Genomic DNA, 13442 nt, shown 5'->3' with positions numbered 1-13442 from the left:
TTACCGCTTCACCTTATTCACCCACCAAATCCCCGAACACACCAGCACCAGCGCAATCATGTATTTCCACTCCAATATATTCTCGCCGAGAAAAATAGCCGAAAGAGCCGCGCCAGAAACCGGGATCAGAAAGTTAAACGGCGCAATCATCCCCACGCGATTATATTTGAGTAAAATGCTCCATAGCGCAAAAGCGACCGACGAGAGCAGCGTCAGGTAGACTAAAATCGCCACCGACGAGAAGCCATGTATCGTCAGCGTACCGCCAAAAACGTAACCGCCAATGACCAGTACCAGACCGCCAATCCCCAATTGATAGCCAGTCATGACCATCGGATCGACCGTCTGCGAGAGACGTTTGCCATACAACGTGGCCGCAGAAAGAATAAACGCCGCCAGCACCACGGAGCCTTCTCCCGGCAGATTAAAGCTGAAATCCAGGCCATTGCTGACGTTCACCACCATGACGCCCGCAAAGCCCAGAATACAGCCGAGCGTTTTGTTGTAGCTCAATCGGTCGTTCTGATAAATAAAGTGCGCCAGCAATACGCTGAAGAATGTGCCTGTCGCGTTCATGATTGAGCCTTTCACGCCGGAGGTGAACGCAAGGCCGATATAGAAAAAGAGATATTGCAGCGACGTCTGGGTCAGCCCCAGTAACGTCAACTGAGCAAACTGGCGCGGACGAAACCGACCAATCGGTTTACGCTGAAGCAGCGCGAACAGTAGCAGCAACCCACCCGCAAACAAAAAACGATAACCAGCAAAAACAATTTTAGAAGGGATATCGTCGGTGGCTATCTGAAAGAGGTCATAACCGCTTTTGATGGCTGGATAAGCGCTGCCCCATAGCAGGCAACAAAATGCGGCACACACATAAACGACGTTTTTGCGGGCAAACGGGGAGGCCTGGCGTTGGGTATCCATTCTTTCACCAAGAAATTAAAATAATGTTTTATTTTTGATTATCGCGAAAAGAGGGGGAGATAGCCAGTCGAAAAGCGATGGGGTTAAAAAAGCAAAACGTCGGCGCTGGGCCGACGTTTCGTTGCTAGCAAAAACGAGAATGCCTGATTACTCAGCAACCACGTTGATGATAACTTTTGCGAATACTTCGCTGTGAACCTGGAAGTTCACTTCGTGTTCGCCAGTGGTACGCAGAACGCCGTTCGGCAGACGAACTTCGCTCTTAGCCACGTCAACGCCAGCCGCAGTCACAGCGTCAGCGATGTCGCGAGTACCGATGGAACCGAACAGTTTACCTTCGTCGCCTGCTTTAGACGCGATAGTAACGGTTTCCAGGGCGTTGATTTTCTCTGCGCGTGCATTTGCAGCAGCCAGAACGTCAGCCAGTTTAGCTTCCAGTTCAGCGCGACGTGCTTCGAAGTATTCAACGTTTTTCTTGGTAGCCGGAACAGCTTTACCCTTTGGTACCAGGAAGTTACGAGCATAGCCCGCTTTAACGTTAACCTGATCACCCAGGCTACCCAGGTTTGCTACTTTATCAAGCAGAATAACTTGCATTACCTTATCCTCTCAAAGTCGTATTAATGGACCGTGACCGATTACTGATGGCGATCAGTGTACGGCAGCAGAGACAGGTAGCGAGCGCGTTTGATAGCGCGAGCCAGCTGACGCTGGTATTTTGCACGGGTACCGGTGATACGGCTTGGGACAATCTTACCGCTTTCGGTGATGTAGTTTTTCAGCGTAGCGATATCTTTATAGTCGATCTCTTGAACGCCTTCCGCGGTGAAACGGCAGAACTTGCGACGACGGAAATAACGTGCCATATGGCTAGTCTCCAGAATCTATCAATTCAATCTGCTCGGCATGCAGAACCATTTTGCTCAGACCGTTCTTTGCCTTGTGGCAAGAAATAAACCCCTGAACGGTTATGCGGCTGCCGACCGTTATACTGTGAGTAATGGCCTGGTTTTCGTGTCCGCTAACAATAACGGGCATTTGGCACCACGCCTGCCGGTGAAAGCCGGCTTCCTCTTGCACAGAACGATGCTCAAGCACGAACTGGCAATGCGGAATTCCTGATGGACTGACCTTTCGAAGGGGGGCCCTGCACACGGTGCCGGACAACGCCAGACGGTTGGTCATCAGAAATTACTCTTCAGAATCCCCAGCTTCAGCATCATCTGCGGTTTCGTTAGCGAAATCATCGCGACGCTCACGGCGCTCGTCTTTCGCTTTAACCATCGGAGAGGCTTCGGTAACAGCGTGCTTAGTACGCATAACCATGCTGCGGATAACGGCATCGTTGAAGCGGAAGGTAGTTTCCAGCTCATCGATCACTTCCTGCGGCGCTTCAACGTTCATCAGAACGTAGTGCGCTTTGTGCAGTTTGTTGATCGGGTAAGCCAGCTGACGGCGGCCCCAGTCTTCCAGACGGTGGATCTTGCCTTCTGCGCCAGTGATGGCAGCAGAGTAACGCTCGATCATGCCCGGAACCTGTTCGCTCTGGTCAGGATGGACCATAAAAACGATTTCGTAATGACGCATCGAATTGCTCCTTACGGATTATTCAGCCTCCTGTCTGGGTCAGCCGCGGCCCATGGAGGCAAGGAACGTGTTAAAGGTCGGCTGAAAAATGACGCGTTATAATACTGGCGCCTGCGGGCAAACTCAAGGTGATTGTACAATTATTTATCGTGCCGAACGTAACGCCTGTCCCGTCGCATTTTGCTGCTGAGATATTAACGTTATATCGCGCGCCACTATAAACGGCCTGTTGCGGCAGAGAAATTGACACTGTGGTCAGCGCACTTTTTTGCCACACAGGGTTTCTTAAACATAGCGGCATACATCAATGGGTTGTTAATCAGGTAAAAAACGACAATACGATAATTTTTTGAACAACAGCATCAGAAAAGGTCGCCATCTCTGCGGCGGGTTATGGTTAAAATTAAACCAGAAGCGATTCACTAAAGGGGGATATCGCCAACCAGACCGCGCTGCTGAGGAGGTACTCTATGCGAACCCGGATAATGTTATTTCTGGCTGCGCTTTTGCCTGGCATAACGGCAACGGCAGCCATCGAGTTAAATAATCGCCAGGCCAGAAATATGGATGATGTGCGCAGCTTAGGCGTGATCTACATCAACCATAACTTCGCCACGGAAAGTGAAGCCAATCTGGCGCTGAATGAAGAGGCCGACGTGCGAAACGCAATGTATTATCACGTCATACTTATCCGGGAACCGGGTAGCAACGGCAATATACACGCCAGCGCGAATATTTATCGCTAGCATCAGGAAAACCAACGAAAAAGCCATAGTTGATTTGCCCCCTGAACAGGGGGCTTTTTTCGCGGAAAGATGGCTCCGGAATTAGACCTGTGACATCCCGATAATATTCACATTCCGGAGCTCATACTTCACTTCTGCCCATAATACGCATTCGGGCCATGCTTACGCATGAAGTGCTTGTTCATCAGATAACCGTCGATGGGATTCAGCGCCGGGTTAATACCGCGCGCAATCCACGCCATTCGCGCCACTTCCTCCATGACCACCGCGTTATGTACCGCATCGTGCGCATCTTTCCCCCAGGCGAATGGCCCATGTTGATACACGACAATACCTGGCGTATGCAGCGGTTCCACCTCGCCCAGCGTTTCGATGATCACCTTACCGGTGTTCAGCTCGTACTCGCCCTGCACTTCTTCTTCGCTTAACGCTCTGGTACAAGGAATATCGCCAAAGAAATAGTCCGCGTGCGTGGTACCGAGCGCCGGAATAGCCATCCCCGCTTGCGCCCATGCCGTGGCGTGGGTGGAGTGGGTATGAACGACGCCGCCAAGCGACGGATAGCGTTGATACAGCGCCAGATGGGTAGCGGTATCGGAAGAAGGACGATAACGTCCCTCCACCACTTTGCCATCCATATCCACCACCACCATGTCATCTACCTTCATGGTTTCATAGGCGACACCGCTTGGCTTAATCACCACCAATCCGCGTTCGCGATCGATAGCGCTGACGTTGCCCCAGGTAAACGTCACCAGTCCATAACGGGGCAAATCCATGTTAGCGTCAAATACCTGCTGCTTGAGCTTTTGCATTAGGCTGCCTCCACCAGACCGGCGCTGGCCATGCGCGCTTTCACCCAGTCACGCGCTTTCGCTACCTCTGCCGCCGGGTTCTCTGCTGTTTCGCTCCACATCTCAATCAGATAGGGCCCGCAATAGCCACTCTGTTTGAGCGTTTCGAAGCAGCGTTCGAAATCGACAACGCCTTCGCCAAACGGCACATTTTTGAACACGCCGGGTTTAGTATCTTTGACGTGTACCGCGACGATATGCCCGATTCCCGCCTGTAGCTCCATCTGTACGTCGTTATCCCAGGCAGACAGATTGCCGATATCCGGATAGAGCTGGAACCACGGGTTATTGAGGTAGTGAGCATAGCCCAGCGCTTTACTGATGGAATTCATCAATGGATAATCCATGATCTCCATCGCCAGCGTCACCTGGGCGCGGCTGGCCATATCAACGCTCTCTTTTAACCCATCGCGGAAGCGGCAACGCGTTTCGTCATTGGCCTGCTGATAGTAAACGTCGTACCCCGCCAGTTGAATGACGCGAATCCCGACGTCCTGCGCAAACTGAATCGCTTTACGCATAATCTCCAGCCCCTGCGCCCGTACCGCGTCATCTTCGCTACCGAGCGGAAAACGACGATGCGCGCTCAGACACATGGACGGCACGCGCACGCCGGTTTCAGCAACCGCGCTCACCAGCGCCAGGCGCTGCTCGCGACTCCAGTCGAGCCGCGCCAGTCGGGCGTCGGTCTCGTCCACCGACATTTCAACAAAGTCAAAACCCAGCGTTTTCGCCAGCCGCAGGCGCTCCAGCCAGCACTCCCCGGCAGGGAGCGCTTTTTCATAGATGCCGAGCGGAATTTGTTTCGACAGCATAGCCGCTCCTTAGCCCCACAGTTGGGCAATGGAGCGTTTGAACTGCCGTGCGGCTTCTACCGGCGATTCGGCATCGCGAATGCTGCGCCCCGCGATAAAGACATGGATCGGAATGCCTTTGAACAGCGGCAGGTCTTCCAGCGCCAGCCCGCCGGTCACGGTCACTTTAAAGCCCATATCGGACAGCCGTTTAATCGCGGTAATATCCGCCTCGCCCCACGCCACGCCTGCCGCCTGCGCATCGCGGCTGCGGTGATAAACCACTTGCTGAATGCCCGCGTCGCGCCACTGCTGCGCCTGTTCCCAGGTCCAGTAACCGGTCAGTTCGATCTGCACGTCGCCGTTGAACTCTTTCGCCACATCCAGCGCGCCTTTTGCGGTGTTGATATCCGCACAGCAAATCACGGTCACCCAGTCCGCGTTAGCTTCGAAACACATACGGGAGAGGATTTTACCGGCATCGGCAATTTTGGCGTCCGCCAGCACGATTTTGTGCGGATAGAGCGCTTTCAGGTCGCGAACGGCACGCACGCCTTCGCCCACGCACAGAATGGTGCCCACTTCGATAATGTCGACTTCTTCGGCAATCAGGCGAGTGGTTTCATAGGCGCTATCCATAGTCTGGTTGTCCAGCGCGACCTGCAACATTGGTAATGACATGTTCAATTCCTTCTTAAGCTGCCGCGTTGGTGCGGTCAATGAGATCCAGGACTTCCTGCTCGGTGCGGCAGGCGCGTAAACGGTCAAAATTGGCTTCGTCTTCAAACAGGTTGACGATCTGCATGATGCCCACTTCCTGGTGGGTATTGGCGTCTACTGCCGCCATGGTGATCAGAATATCGACCGGGTCGTTATCTTCGTGGTTGAACTCCAGCGGCTTTTTCAGGGTCACCAGAGAAAAACCGGTTTTCTTCACCCCTTCTTCCGGGCGGCCATGCGGCATCGCCAGGCCGGGGGCAATCACAAAATAGGGGCCAAACTGCTCAACGCCATCCAGAATCGCCTGGTAATAGCGCGGCTCCACCACGTCGGCAGCCACCAGTAAATCGACGCCGATCTTGACGGCTTCCTGCCAGGTATTCGCTTCAGCCTGCAGGCGGATAGAATTATTCTCCGCCAGTGAATCACGTAATTTCATGTTGCGTCCTTACTTCACGTCTTGCGGGAAATGTTCTTTGATCACTTCCAGCAGTTTCGGGCCGAAGTCAGCAGGAGAGAGCATGTTACGCACGCCAACCACATATTTGTTGCCGGTCACGCTGATTTCGCCCGCAATATGGGTAGAAGCGATGATGATATCCGCGCCGCTCAACTCGCTTTTGTACTCGCCAACCGCGCAGCTATTTACCGTGTGGTCAATGTTTGATTGGGTTAAAAACTGGTCCACTTTCATTTTCATGATCATGGAACTGCCCTGTCCGTTGCCACACACAGCCAGAATACGTACGGTCATAATCAAAACTCCTTATTAAGCAGACTGTTCTGCCAGTTGTTTTTCTGCATCTTCTTCTGCGCGCAGTGCGCGGCCAGCGAAGAACATATAAGCCAGTGCAATTACAATGATGACGGCCATAAAGGCGATACCGAGGGAGAAGAAGCCCTGCATCATCGGCGGTGCCAGAATCGACCAGTCCGCCATACCCATCCAGGCGCTCATCCCCGTGAGTTTCACCGCCCAGACGCAACCAAAGATTTCGATCATCCCCATCACCAGACAAATCTTCAGCGCCGCACGCCAGCCGCCGAAGTGGTTAGCGAACACGCCGATAGTGGCGTTAGAGAAGAACATCGGGATAAAGCCAGGAATAATCAGGATCGAGGAGCCGCAGGCAACCAGGATGCCAACCGCAATCAGCTGGCCGATGGTGCCCCACATAAAGCCCCAGACCACCGCGTTCGGCGCGAAGCTATAAATAGCGGCGCAGTCAATCGCCAGTACTGCGCCCGGAATCAGACGCTGGGAGATACCGTTAAAGGCCTCAGAGAGTTCGGCGACAAACATACGCACGCCCTGAGTGATGATGAAGATCGCCACCGCAAAGGAGAAACCGGTTTGCAGGATATAGATTGTCCAGTGGGTTTTACCCGCCATCGCCTGTACGGTATCGATACCAAAAGAGAGCAGAATGGCACCAAAGAAGATGGTCATTACAATCGCCGTGGAGACGATGTTGTCATGGAAAATGTTCAGCCAGCCTGGCAGTTTGAGGTCTTCAACGCTTTCCTCTTTTTTGCCCAGGAACGGCGCGACTTTATAGGCAATCCAGGAAGCAAACTGCTGCTGGTGACCGATGGAGAAACCGCAGCCGTCCGTCACTTCCTGAGTCGGCTTGTACATCATGTTGGAGGTAATCCCCCAGTACAGGGAAACCAGTATCGCCGTGCAGATAATGGTGGTCCACATGGAATAGCCGAAGATATAGAAAGAGACCGCAATCAGCCCCGCCTGCTGGAACATGATGTGCCCGGTCAACATGATGGTGCGAATACCGGTAATGCGTCGCAACAAGACGTAACAAATATTCAGCGCCAGCGCGAGCAACACCGCGTAGCCTACCCAGCTATACGCATCACCCATCCGTTCGATCGTTGCCATCATCGAAGCATAGGTATCGGAAATCGCGCCGTTGATGCCGTAGACCTCAGACATTTTCGCCACCACCGGTTTAAAGGTGCTGGTCAGAATGCCGGACCCGGCCTGTAGCAGCATGAAGCCAATGATGGTTTTGATCGTCCCTTTGATGATCACGCTGACGCTTTTACGCAGCAGGATATAGCCCAGGCAGGTCACAATACCCAGTAATAGCGGGGCATTGGTCATTACCTGATTAAAGAAAATGGTAAAGATGTTGTAGAGGATCTCCATAACGATCTCCGGTAGACGAGGTTGCTGAGTCACAGGCGCTCAGGATAATGTCCCTTCACTGTAATTTTCAAAAGTAATCACAACAAGATTGAATTTGATTAAATGTGACGTAGCGCGCAAATAATTAGCGCACTTAATACATGGTTTACTTATAGGTAACTCATTTTTTCATTAAATAAGTAAAATCATAAAGATGGATACATCCCCATGACGCCAGGCAAGATTAAATTTTCTCCTGACTGCGTTATCCCCTACCCAAAAGTCAAAAAATAGCCCATTGCCTTCTTGAGAAAATAGTGTCAGGATTAATCAAAACAAATCACGTTTTGAACTATTTTGAACAAACATGAAGGTAAATGCGATGAGTAAAGTACAAAGCATCACGCGTGAATCATGGATTCTGAGCACGTTTCCGGAGTGGGGAAGCTGGCTGAACGAAGAGATTGAGCAAGAGCAGGTCGCGCCGGGTACGTTCGCTATGTGGTGGCTGGGCTGTACCGGTATCTGGCTAAAATCTGAAGGCGGCACTAACGTATGCGTCGATTTCTGGTGCGGTACCGGTAAACAGAGCCACGGTAATCCGTTGATGAAAACCGGCCATCAGATGCAGCGTATGGCTGGCGTCAAAAAATTACAGCCTAACCTGCGCACCACGCCGTTTGTTCTCGATCCTTTCGCTATCCGTCAGATTGACGCCGTACTGGCGACCCACGACCATAACGATCACATTGACGTCAATGTCGCGGCTGCCGTAATGCAGAATTGCGCCGATGATGTTCCGTTTATCGGCCCGCAGACCTGCGTGGATTTGTGGGTTGGCTGGGGCGTGCCGAAAGAACGCTGCATCGTGGTAAAACCGGGCGATGTCGTGAAAGTGAAAGATATTGAAATTCACGCGCTTGATGCCTTTGACCGCACCGCATTAATCACCCTGCCCGCCGATCAGAAAGCTGCTGGCGTACTGCCGGACGGCATGGATGTACGCGCGGTTAACTATCTGTTTAAAACGCCGGGCGGCAATCTCTATCACAGCGGCGATTCTCACTATTCCAACTACTACGCGAAACACGGCAACGAACATCAAATTGATGTCGCGCTCGGTTCTTACGGTGAAAACCCGCGCGGTATTACGGACAAAATGACCAGCGCGGATATTCTACGCATGGCGGAATCGCTGAATACCAAAGTGGTGATCCCGTTCCATCACGATATCTGGTCGAACTTCCAGGCCGATCCGCAGGAGATCCGCGTGCTATGGGAAATGAAGAAAGATCGCCTGAAGTATGGTTTTAAACCGTTTATCTGGCAGGTTGGCGGCAAGTTTACCTGGCCGCTGGATAAAGACAATTTCGAATACCACTATCCGCGTGGGTTTGACGATTGCTTTACCATTGAACCCGATCTACCGTTCAAATCCTTCCTGTGAGTCGATATCATGCCGGGATTACCCGGCATTTTTTCCATTTACTTTAGTATTTCCAGGCTATTTCAAATATCATCTTTTCAAATCAATTTGTATCGGAATAGCTCATGACTGAAGCACAAAGACATCAAATACTGCTGGATATGCTGGCACAGTTGGGCTTTGTTACCGTCGAAAACGTGATTGAGCGTCTGGGGATCTCCCCGGCGACAGCGCGCCGCGACATCAACAAGCTCGACGAAAGCGGGAAACTTAAAAAAGTGCGCAACGGCGCAGAGGCCATTACCCAACAGCGGCCCCGCTGGACGCCGATGAATCTGCACCAGGCGCAAAACCACGATGAAAAAGTACGCATCGCGAAAGCGGCGTCGCAGCTGGTAAACCCGGGTGAAAGCGTAGTGATTAACTGCGGTTCCACCGCTTTCCTGCTGGGGCGTGAAATGTGCGGGAAGCCGGTACAGATCATTACCAACTATCTGCCGCTGGCGAATTATCTGATCGATCAAGAGCATGACAGCGTGATTATCATGGGTGGTCAGTATAATAAAAGCCAGTCGATTACCCTGAGCCCGCAGGGAAGTGAAAACAGTCTCTATGCGGGCCACTGGATGTTTACCAGCGGAAAGGGCTTAACCGCGGATGGCCTGTACAAGACCGATATGCTAACCGCCATGGCGGAACAAAAAATGCTCAGCGTCGTCGGGAAACTGGTCGCGCTGGTCGATAGCAGTAAAATTGGCGAGCGCGCGGGAATGCTGTTCAGCCGCGCCGATCAGATCGCTATGCTGATTACCGGCAAAAATGCCAATCCGCAGGTTTTGCAACAGCTTGAAGCCCAGGGTGTAAGCATACTCCGCGTTTAAAGATGCTGTCGGAAAAACGCTACCGTCGCCGACAACGCTTCTGGCGTAATGCGATGCCGCACGCCTGCGGCCCATAAACAGGTCACATGCTTATCCAGCTTCGCCCCGGCGAGTGCCTGCTGGAGCCGGAAGGTTTCGATAGCAGGCACCACGTCATCCTCCTGACCATGCCACAACAGAAGCGGCCTGTCGGCCAGTCGCTCTAACTGGTGTGTGACTTCCCATTCACGTAGCGGCGCGATGATATTGTCGAATTCCGCCTGCTGTGCCGGGTTCTGCGGGGATAACGGCGGGAAAAGCGTCCGGGCAAGCCCGGTAAAATAGCCCGACCCCATTAAACTGGCCCCGCATTTTACCTCTCGGTGACGCGTCATAATGCCCAGCGCCGTCATACCGCCCATGGATGCGCCGCCCACCGCCAACCGCCCGTCAAGTAGCCAGTTTTCCGCCTGAATCGCCGCACGTAACGTCGTAAATTCCTGCATGTTTTGGTGCAGAATCTGCCAGAATCGGTGTATCCGTCCCTGTGAGTCGCCGCCGAAGCGAGCGCCATGCTCCGGCGCATCCGGCATGATTACCCGGAATCCTGCCTGTGCCAGGGCAACGGCAAAATAACTATAAACCAGGCTGGAGGAGGTGAAGCCATGATAGAACACCACACAGGGAAGCGGCACGGCGCGTTTCCCTTCCGGGAAGGCATGTAGTACGACGCCTCCGGCTAATTGTCGTGTTTCAATCGCTATCATTATTCTCTCCTTTTTATCCGGTATGCCACGGAGAAATACTTAACGCAAGTTTATGGATAGCGCAATAATTCATAATGTTTGAGAACTGGGTTACGCTTTCGCAACGTTTTCATTCGAAAATCGCGTGACAGGTAACACTTCGGGAACATTCCCCCTAAAGGGAAATCAATAAGGCATTACACTATGATTATCAGGAAACGAGATAGAGTTATGCGTCGGTTTGCTTCATTGATAGCAGCGCTGTTATTAAGCGCATGTAGCGTGCTGCAGGGTACGCCGCAACCTGCACCGCCTGTCGCCGATCACCCGCAGGAAATCCGTCGCGATCAAACGCAAGGACTACAGCGGATGGGGACCGTAAGCGCGCTGGTTCGGGGCTCCCCGGATGATGCAATAGATGAAATCAGAGCGAAAGCCGTCGCTGCGAAAGCCGATTATTACGTTATCTTAATGGTTGATGAAACGGTTGTAACCGGCCAGTGGTATTCACAAGCCATTTTGTATCGTCAATAACAGTAGATTGATTTTTAGTCAGTTTTACATTGCTTTGCGTCCCTATGCGTTTACCTGTGCACAATAAACAAACAGGTTTACCGTGATGGAGCGTCCTGTTAAATGCGGGGTATGTAATAAGGAGCTGACGATGAAACAAGAACTTGCCTTATCCTCACTGCTGCTTTCTGCCGGACTGGTGAGTACGACGGCACAGTCTGCCGAATTCGCCAGTGCTGACTGCGTAACGGGTCTGAATGAAATCGGCCTGATCTCGGTCAGTAATGTTGCAGGAAACCCACAGGATGTGGAGCGGATTATCGCCCTGAAAGCCGATGAACAGGGTGCGTCCTGGTACAGAATTATTCAAATGTATGAAGAACAACAGTCGGATAACTGGCGCGTACAGGCGATACTCTATGCCTGATGCCGCGTGGCTCGCGCCGGATGGCATGTACTACAGGCCAAACGTTACCGCAGTCCCCCGGTCGCCCTTAACAGTAAATCATTTTGCACCTGGGCAGGCAGCGGCATTTCGCCGCGTGTATCCAGCATCATCTGACACCACGCTTGCGCCAGCGGCGGCGAGGCATGACGCAGCATTTCCGCTCCGCATCCCAGCAAGAAAAGCTGCTGCGTAATCTCTCTGCCCATTGCTTCGTCCGGTTTGCGTAAACGTTGCTGTAGCTGACGTACCGCGCGGTCGTAATGGCGATCCTGACCTTTGACTTCCGCAAAAGCTTCACTCAATACGTCATAGACGCCGTGTTGTTTTGTCAGCACCCGCAGTACATCCAGACACATGATATTGCCGGAACCTTCCCAGATACTGTTCACCGGCATTTCACGGTACAGGCGAGGGAGTTCGCTCTCTTCGCAATACCCCATCCCGCCGAGAACCTCCATCGCCTCAGCCACAAAAGGGATTCCCTGCTTACAGATGGCGAATTTCGCCGCTGGCGTGAATAATCGCGCCCATAATGCCTCTTTCGCCTCGCGACGTTGCTCCCAGGCGCGCGCCAGCCGAAACAAAAGCGCCGTCTGCCCCTCCAGGCATAGCGCCATACGACTTAAGGTTTGTCGCATCAACGGTTGTTCGATCAGCGGCTTACCAAAAGCCTGACGCTGATGAGCATGGTAAATCGCGACTGAAAATGCGCGCCGCATTAAGCCATGACTCCCGAGCGCGCAATCAAGACGCGTCATACCGCCCATCTTTAAGATATGCCGAATCCCTTCGCCCTCTTCTCCCAGCCGCCAGCCGACGGCATCCTGAAACTCGACTTCGGCGCTGGCATTAGATCGATTACCGAGTTTATCTTTCAGGCGCTCAAGACGAACAGAGTTTCGTTGCCCGTCTGGCAGGAAACGCGGCACAAAGAAACAGGATAGTCCTCCTTTTGCCTGCGCCAGCACGAGGTGCGCATCACTTTGCGGCACAGAGAAAAACCATTTATGTCCCACCAGCCGATATGAATCATCCGCCAGCCGCTCCGCGTGGGTCGTATTACTGAGTACGTCAGATCCGCCCTGCTTTTCCGTCATTCCCATGCCGATGAGCAGGCCCCGTTTTTGCCCGCCCGGCAGCAAATGCGAATCGTAGCGATCGCTGCGCAGCGGCGCCAGCCAGTCATGGAAAGTGGCGGGAAGCATCTGCAATAGCAACGGCGTCGCGGCAAAGGTCATCGTGACAGGACAGAGTGTTCCCGCTTCTACCTGAGCATGTAATACAAAACGCGCCGCCCGGGCGACAAAACTTCCCGCCCTTGCCTCTTCCTCCCAGGCCAGGTTATGTACCCGATTAGCGCAAAGCCCCTGCATCAACAGGTGCCAGGCGGGGTGAAAGCGAACGTCATCCAGACGCTGTCCCTGGGGATCGTAACGCAGCAACTCAGGAGGATGCGCGTTCGCCAGACGACCCAGTTCCAGTGATTCCGCCGTTCCCAGTTGTTGGCCAATACTGGCGAGAAGATCGCTATCCCATCCCGCGCCTTCCCGGGAAACCGCTTCACACAGCGCGCCATCAGACAGGAATAAGTTGCTGTTATTGAGCGGAGCTGGTTGATTAAAAACGGTATGTGTTTGCCAGGACATGGTGTCTCCCTCCTTCAATGGCGCTGAAG

Annotated in this window: 19 protein-coding genes; 5 read left to right on the top strand and 14 right to left on the bottom strand. The window is 52.9% G+C overall.

Annotation, left to right across the window (positions count from 1 at the left end; genetic code table 11):
- The 6 genes from ACLJPQ_RS09645 to ACLJPQ_RS09620 form a co-directional block, all read right to left on the bottom strand.
- The gene (locus tag ACLJPQ_RS09645) at window positions 1-927 is read right to left on the bottom strand and encodes a DMT family transporter (protein WP_000381075.1); all 927 of its coding nucleotides are present in this window, start codon (window positions 925-927) and stop codon (window positions 1-3) included.
- Window positions 928-1074: 147 nt separating this feature from the next.
- Complete coding sequence (gene rplI / locus ACLJPQ_RS09640) at window positions 1075-1524, bottom strand: 50S ribosomal protein L9 (protein ID WP_001196059.1); 450 nt, start codon at window positions 1522-1524, stop codon at window positions 1075-1077.
- Window positions 1525-1565: 41 nt separating this feature from the next.
- Window positions 1566-1793 carry a 30S ribosomal protein S18 gene (rpsR, locus tag ACLJPQ_RS09635; protein WP_000135199.1) on the bottom strand — a complete coding sequence of 76 codons (228 nt, stop codon included), beginning with the start codon at window positions 1791-1793 and terminating at the stop codon, window positions 1566-1568.
- Between the two features lie 4 nt (window positions 1794-1797).
- Entirely contained in the window at window positions 1798-2112 is a 315-nt protein-coding gene (gene priB, locus ACLJPQ_RS09630; protein ID WP_001519453.1) for a primosomal replication protein N, read from the bottom strand.
- 6 nt (window positions 2113-2118) lie between these two features.
- A complete protein-coding gene (gene rpsF / locus ACLJPQ_RS09625) occupies window positions 2119-2514 on the bottom strand; it encodes a 30S ribosomal protein S6 (protein ID WP_001216673.1) in 396 nt (131 codons plus the stop codon).
- Window positions 2515-2584: 70 nt separating this feature from the next.
- The gene (locus tag ACLJPQ_RS09620; RefSeq protein ID WP_023888446.1) at window positions 2585-2791 is read right to left on the bottom strand and encodes a hypothetical protein; all 207 of its coding nucleotides are present in this window, start codon (window positions 2789-2791) and stop codon (window positions 2585-2587) included.
- Between the two features lie 193 nt (window positions 2792-2984).
- Here ACLJPQ_RS09620 and yjfY point away from each other — a divergent pair, with 193 nt between their 5' ends.
- Window positions 2985-3260 (top strand): DUF1471 family protein YjfY, encoded by a 276-nt coding sequence (yjfY, locus tag ACLJPQ_RS09615; protein WP_080184876.1) that lies wholly within the window; start codon window positions 2985-2987, stop codon window positions 3258-3260.
- Between the two features lie 128 nt (window positions 3261-3388).
- Here yjfY and ACLJPQ_RS09610 read toward each other — a convergent pair whose 3' ends face one another.
- Genes ACLJPQ_RS09610 through ulaA form a run of 6 tightly spaced genes read right to left on the bottom strand, consistent with a single transcriptional unit; the run spans window position 3389 to window position 7795 of the window.
- On the bottom strand, window positions 3389-4075 hold the full coding sequence (locus ACLJPQ_RS09610) for an L-ribulose-5-phosphate 4-epimerase (RefSeq protein WP_080151374.1): 687 nt from the start codon (window positions 4073-4075) through the stop codon (window positions 3389-3391).
- Window positions 4075-4929 (bottom strand): L-ribulose-5-phosphate 3-epimerase UlaE, encoded by an 855-nt coding sequence (ulaE, locus tag ACLJPQ_RS09605; protein ID WP_000949530.1) that lies wholly within the window; start codon window positions 4927-4929, stop codon window positions 4075-4077. The genes ACLJPQ_RS09610 and ulaE overlap by 1 nt, the downstream gene beginning before the upstream one ends.
- Before the next feature lie 9 nt (window positions 4930-4938).
- The gene (gene ulaD / locus ACLJPQ_RS09600; protein ID WP_000056761.1) at window positions 4939-5589 is read right to left on the bottom strand and encodes a 3-keto-L-gulonate-6-phosphate decarboxylase UlaD; all 651 of its coding nucleotides are present in this window, start codon (window positions 5587-5589) and stop codon (window positions 4939-4941) included.
- Window positions 5590-5602: 13 nt separating this feature from the next.
- Complete coding sequence (ulaC, locus tag ACLJPQ_RS09595; RefSeq protein ID WP_000776533.1) at window positions 5603-6067, bottom strand: PTS ascorbate transporter subunit IIA; 465 nt, start codon at window positions 6065-6067, stop codon at window positions 5603-5605.
- Window positions 6068-6076: 9 nt separating this feature from the next.
- A complete protein-coding gene (gene ulaB, locus ACLJPQ_RS09590) occupies window positions 6077-6382 on the bottom strand; it encodes a PTS ascorbate transporter subunit IIB (protein ID WP_000218358.1) in 306 nt (101 codons plus the stop codon).
- A 15-nt stretch (window positions 6383-6397) separates the two neighbouring features.
- Window positions 6398-7795, bottom strand: coding sequence for a PTS ascorbate transporter subunit IIC (gene ulaA, locus ACLJPQ_RS09585; RefSeq protein ID WP_000404873.1), 1398 nt, complete (start codon window positions 7793-7795; stop codon window positions 6398-6400).
- Between the two features lie 361 nt (window positions 7796-8156).
- Between ulaA and ulaG the strand changes: the two genes are divergently transcribed.
- Together ulaG and ulaR are read left to right on the top strand one after the other, a co-directional pair.
- On the top strand, window positions 8157-9221 hold the full coding sequence (gene ulaG / locus ACLJPQ_RS09580) for an L-ascorbate 6-phosphate lactonase (RefSeq protein WP_000049161.1): 1065 nt from the start codon (window positions 8157-8159) through the stop codon (window positions 9219-9221).
- A 104-nt stretch (window positions 9222-9325) separates the two neighbouring features.
- Window positions 9326-10081 carry an HTH-type transcriptional regulator UlaR gene (ulaR, locus tag ACLJPQ_RS09575; RefSeq protein ID WP_000133618.1) on the top strand — a complete coding sequence of 252 codons (756 nt, stop codon included), beginning with the start codon at window positions 9326-9328 and terminating at the stop codon, window positions 10079-10081.
- Here ulaR and yjfP read toward each other — a convergent pair.
- Window positions 10078-10827 carry an esterase gene (gene yjfP / locus ACLJPQ_RS09570; protein ID WP_080184875.1) on the bottom strand — a complete coding sequence of 250 codons (750 nt, stop codon included), beginning with the start codon at window positions 10825-10827 and terminating at the stop codon, window positions 10078-10080. The two genes, ulaR and yjfP, sit on opposite strands and share 4 nt — an antisense overlap.
- A 183-nt stretch (window positions 10828-11010) precedes the next feature.
- Here yjfP and bsmA point away from each other — a divergent pair, with 183 nt between their 5' ends.
- Complete coding sequence (gene bsmA, locus ACLJPQ_RS09565; RefSeq protein ID WP_000586836.1) at window positions 11011-11340, top strand: biofilm peroxide resistance protein BsmA; 330 nt, start codon at window positions 11011-11013, stop codon at window positions 11338-11340.
- A 130-nt stretch (window positions 11341-11470) separates the two neighbouring features.
- Window positions 11471-11746, top strand: coding sequence for a DUF1471 family protease activator YjfN (gene yjfN, locus ACLJPQ_RS09560; protein WP_001518964.1), 276 nt, complete (start codon window positions 11471-11473; stop codon window positions 11744-11746).
- A 44-nt stretch (window positions 11747-11790) separates the two neighbouring features.
- Here yjfN and ACLJPQ_RS09555 read toward each other — a convergent pair whose 3' ends face one another.
- Window positions 11791-13413 carry an isovaleryl-CoA dehydrogenase gene (locus ACLJPQ_RS09555; protein ID WP_000118964.1) on the bottom strand — a complete coding sequence of 541 codons (1623 nt, stop codon included), beginning with the start codon at window positions 13411-13413 and terminating at the stop codon, window positions 11791-11793.
- Window positions 13414-13442 lie beyond the last annotated feature (29 nt).

The sequence above is a fragment of the Salmonella sp. SAL04213 genome (genome assembly GCF_046550535.1).
Taxonomy (GTDB): Bacteria; Pseudomonadota; Gammaproteobacteria; order Enterobacterales; family Enterobacteriaceae; genus Salmonella; species Salmonella enterica.
Note: the sequence above shows the minus strand (reverse complement) of the source record. Positions and strands in the feature narration are given on the sequence as shown.

Bases quoted from the DNA above. Each gene is read 5' to 3' on its own strand.
- ACLJPQ_RS09645 (WP_000381075.1), bottom strand. From the start codon at position 927: ATGGATACCCAACGCCAGGCCTCCCCGTTTGCCCGCAAAAACGTCGTT.
- rplI (WP_001196059.1), bottom strand. From the start codon at position 1,524: ATGCAAGTTATTCTGCTTGATAAAGTAGCAAACCTGGGTAGCCTGGGT.
- rpsR (WP_000135199.1), bottom strand. From the start codon at position 1,793: ATGGCACGTTATTTCCGTCGTCGCAAGTTCTGCCGTTTCACCGCGGAA.
- priB (WP_001519453.1), bottom strand. From the start codon at position 2,112: ATGACCAACCGTCTGGCGTTGTCCGGCACCGTGTGCAGGGCCCCCCTT.
- rpsF (WP_001216673.1), bottom strand. From the start codon at position 2,514: ATGCGTCATTACGAAATCGTTTTTATGGTCCATCCTGACCAGAGCGAA.
- yjfY (WP_080184876.1), top strand. From the start codon at position 2,985: ATGCGAACCCGGATAATGTTATTTCTGGCTGCGCTTTTGCCTGGCATA.
- ACLJPQ_RS09610 (WP_080151374.1), bottom strand. From the start codon at position 4,075: ATGCAAAAGCTCAAGCAGCAGGTATTTGACGCTAACATGGATTTGCCC.
- ulaE (WP_000949530.1), bottom strand. From the start codon at position 4,929: ATGCTGTCGAAACAAATTCCGCTCGGCATCTATGAAAAAGCGCTCCCT.
- ulaD (WP_000056761.1), bottom strand. From the start codon at position 5,589: ATGTCATTACCAATGTTGCAGGTCGCGCTGGACAACCAGACTATGGAT.
- ulaC (WP_000776533.1), bottom strand. From the start codon at position 6,067: ATGAAATTACGTGATTCACTGGCGGAGAATAATTCTATCCGCCTGCAG.
- ulaB (WP_000218358.1), bottom strand. From the start codon at position 6,382: ATGACCGTACGTATTCTGGCTGTGTGTGGCAACGGACAGGGCAGTTCC.
- ulaA (WP_000404873.1), bottom strand. From the start codon at position 7,795: ATGGAGATCCTCTACAACATCTTTACCATTTTCTTTAATCAGGTAATG.
- ulaG (WP_000049161.1), top strand. From the start codon at position 8,157: ATGAGTAAAGTACAAAGCATCACGCGTGAATCATGGATTCTGAGCACG.
- ulaR (WP_000133618.1), top strand. From the start codon at position 9,326: ATGACTGAAGCACAAAGACATCAAATACTGCTGGATATGCTGGCACAG.
- yjfP (WP_080184875.1), bottom strand. From the start codon at position 10,827: ATGATAGCGATTGAAACACGACAATTAGCCGGAGGCGTCGTACTACAT.
- bsmA (WP_000586836.1), top strand. From the start codon at position 11,011: ATGATTATCAGGAAACGAGATAGAGTTATGCGTCGGTTTGCTTCATTG.
- yjfN (WP_001518964.1), top strand. From the start codon at position 11,471: ATGAAACAAGAACTTGCCTTATCCTCACTGCTGCTTTCTGCCGGACTG.
- ACLJPQ_RS09555 (WP_000118964.1), bottom strand. From the start codon at position 13,413: ATGTCCTGGCAAACACATACCGTTTTTAATCAACCAGCTCCGCTCAAT.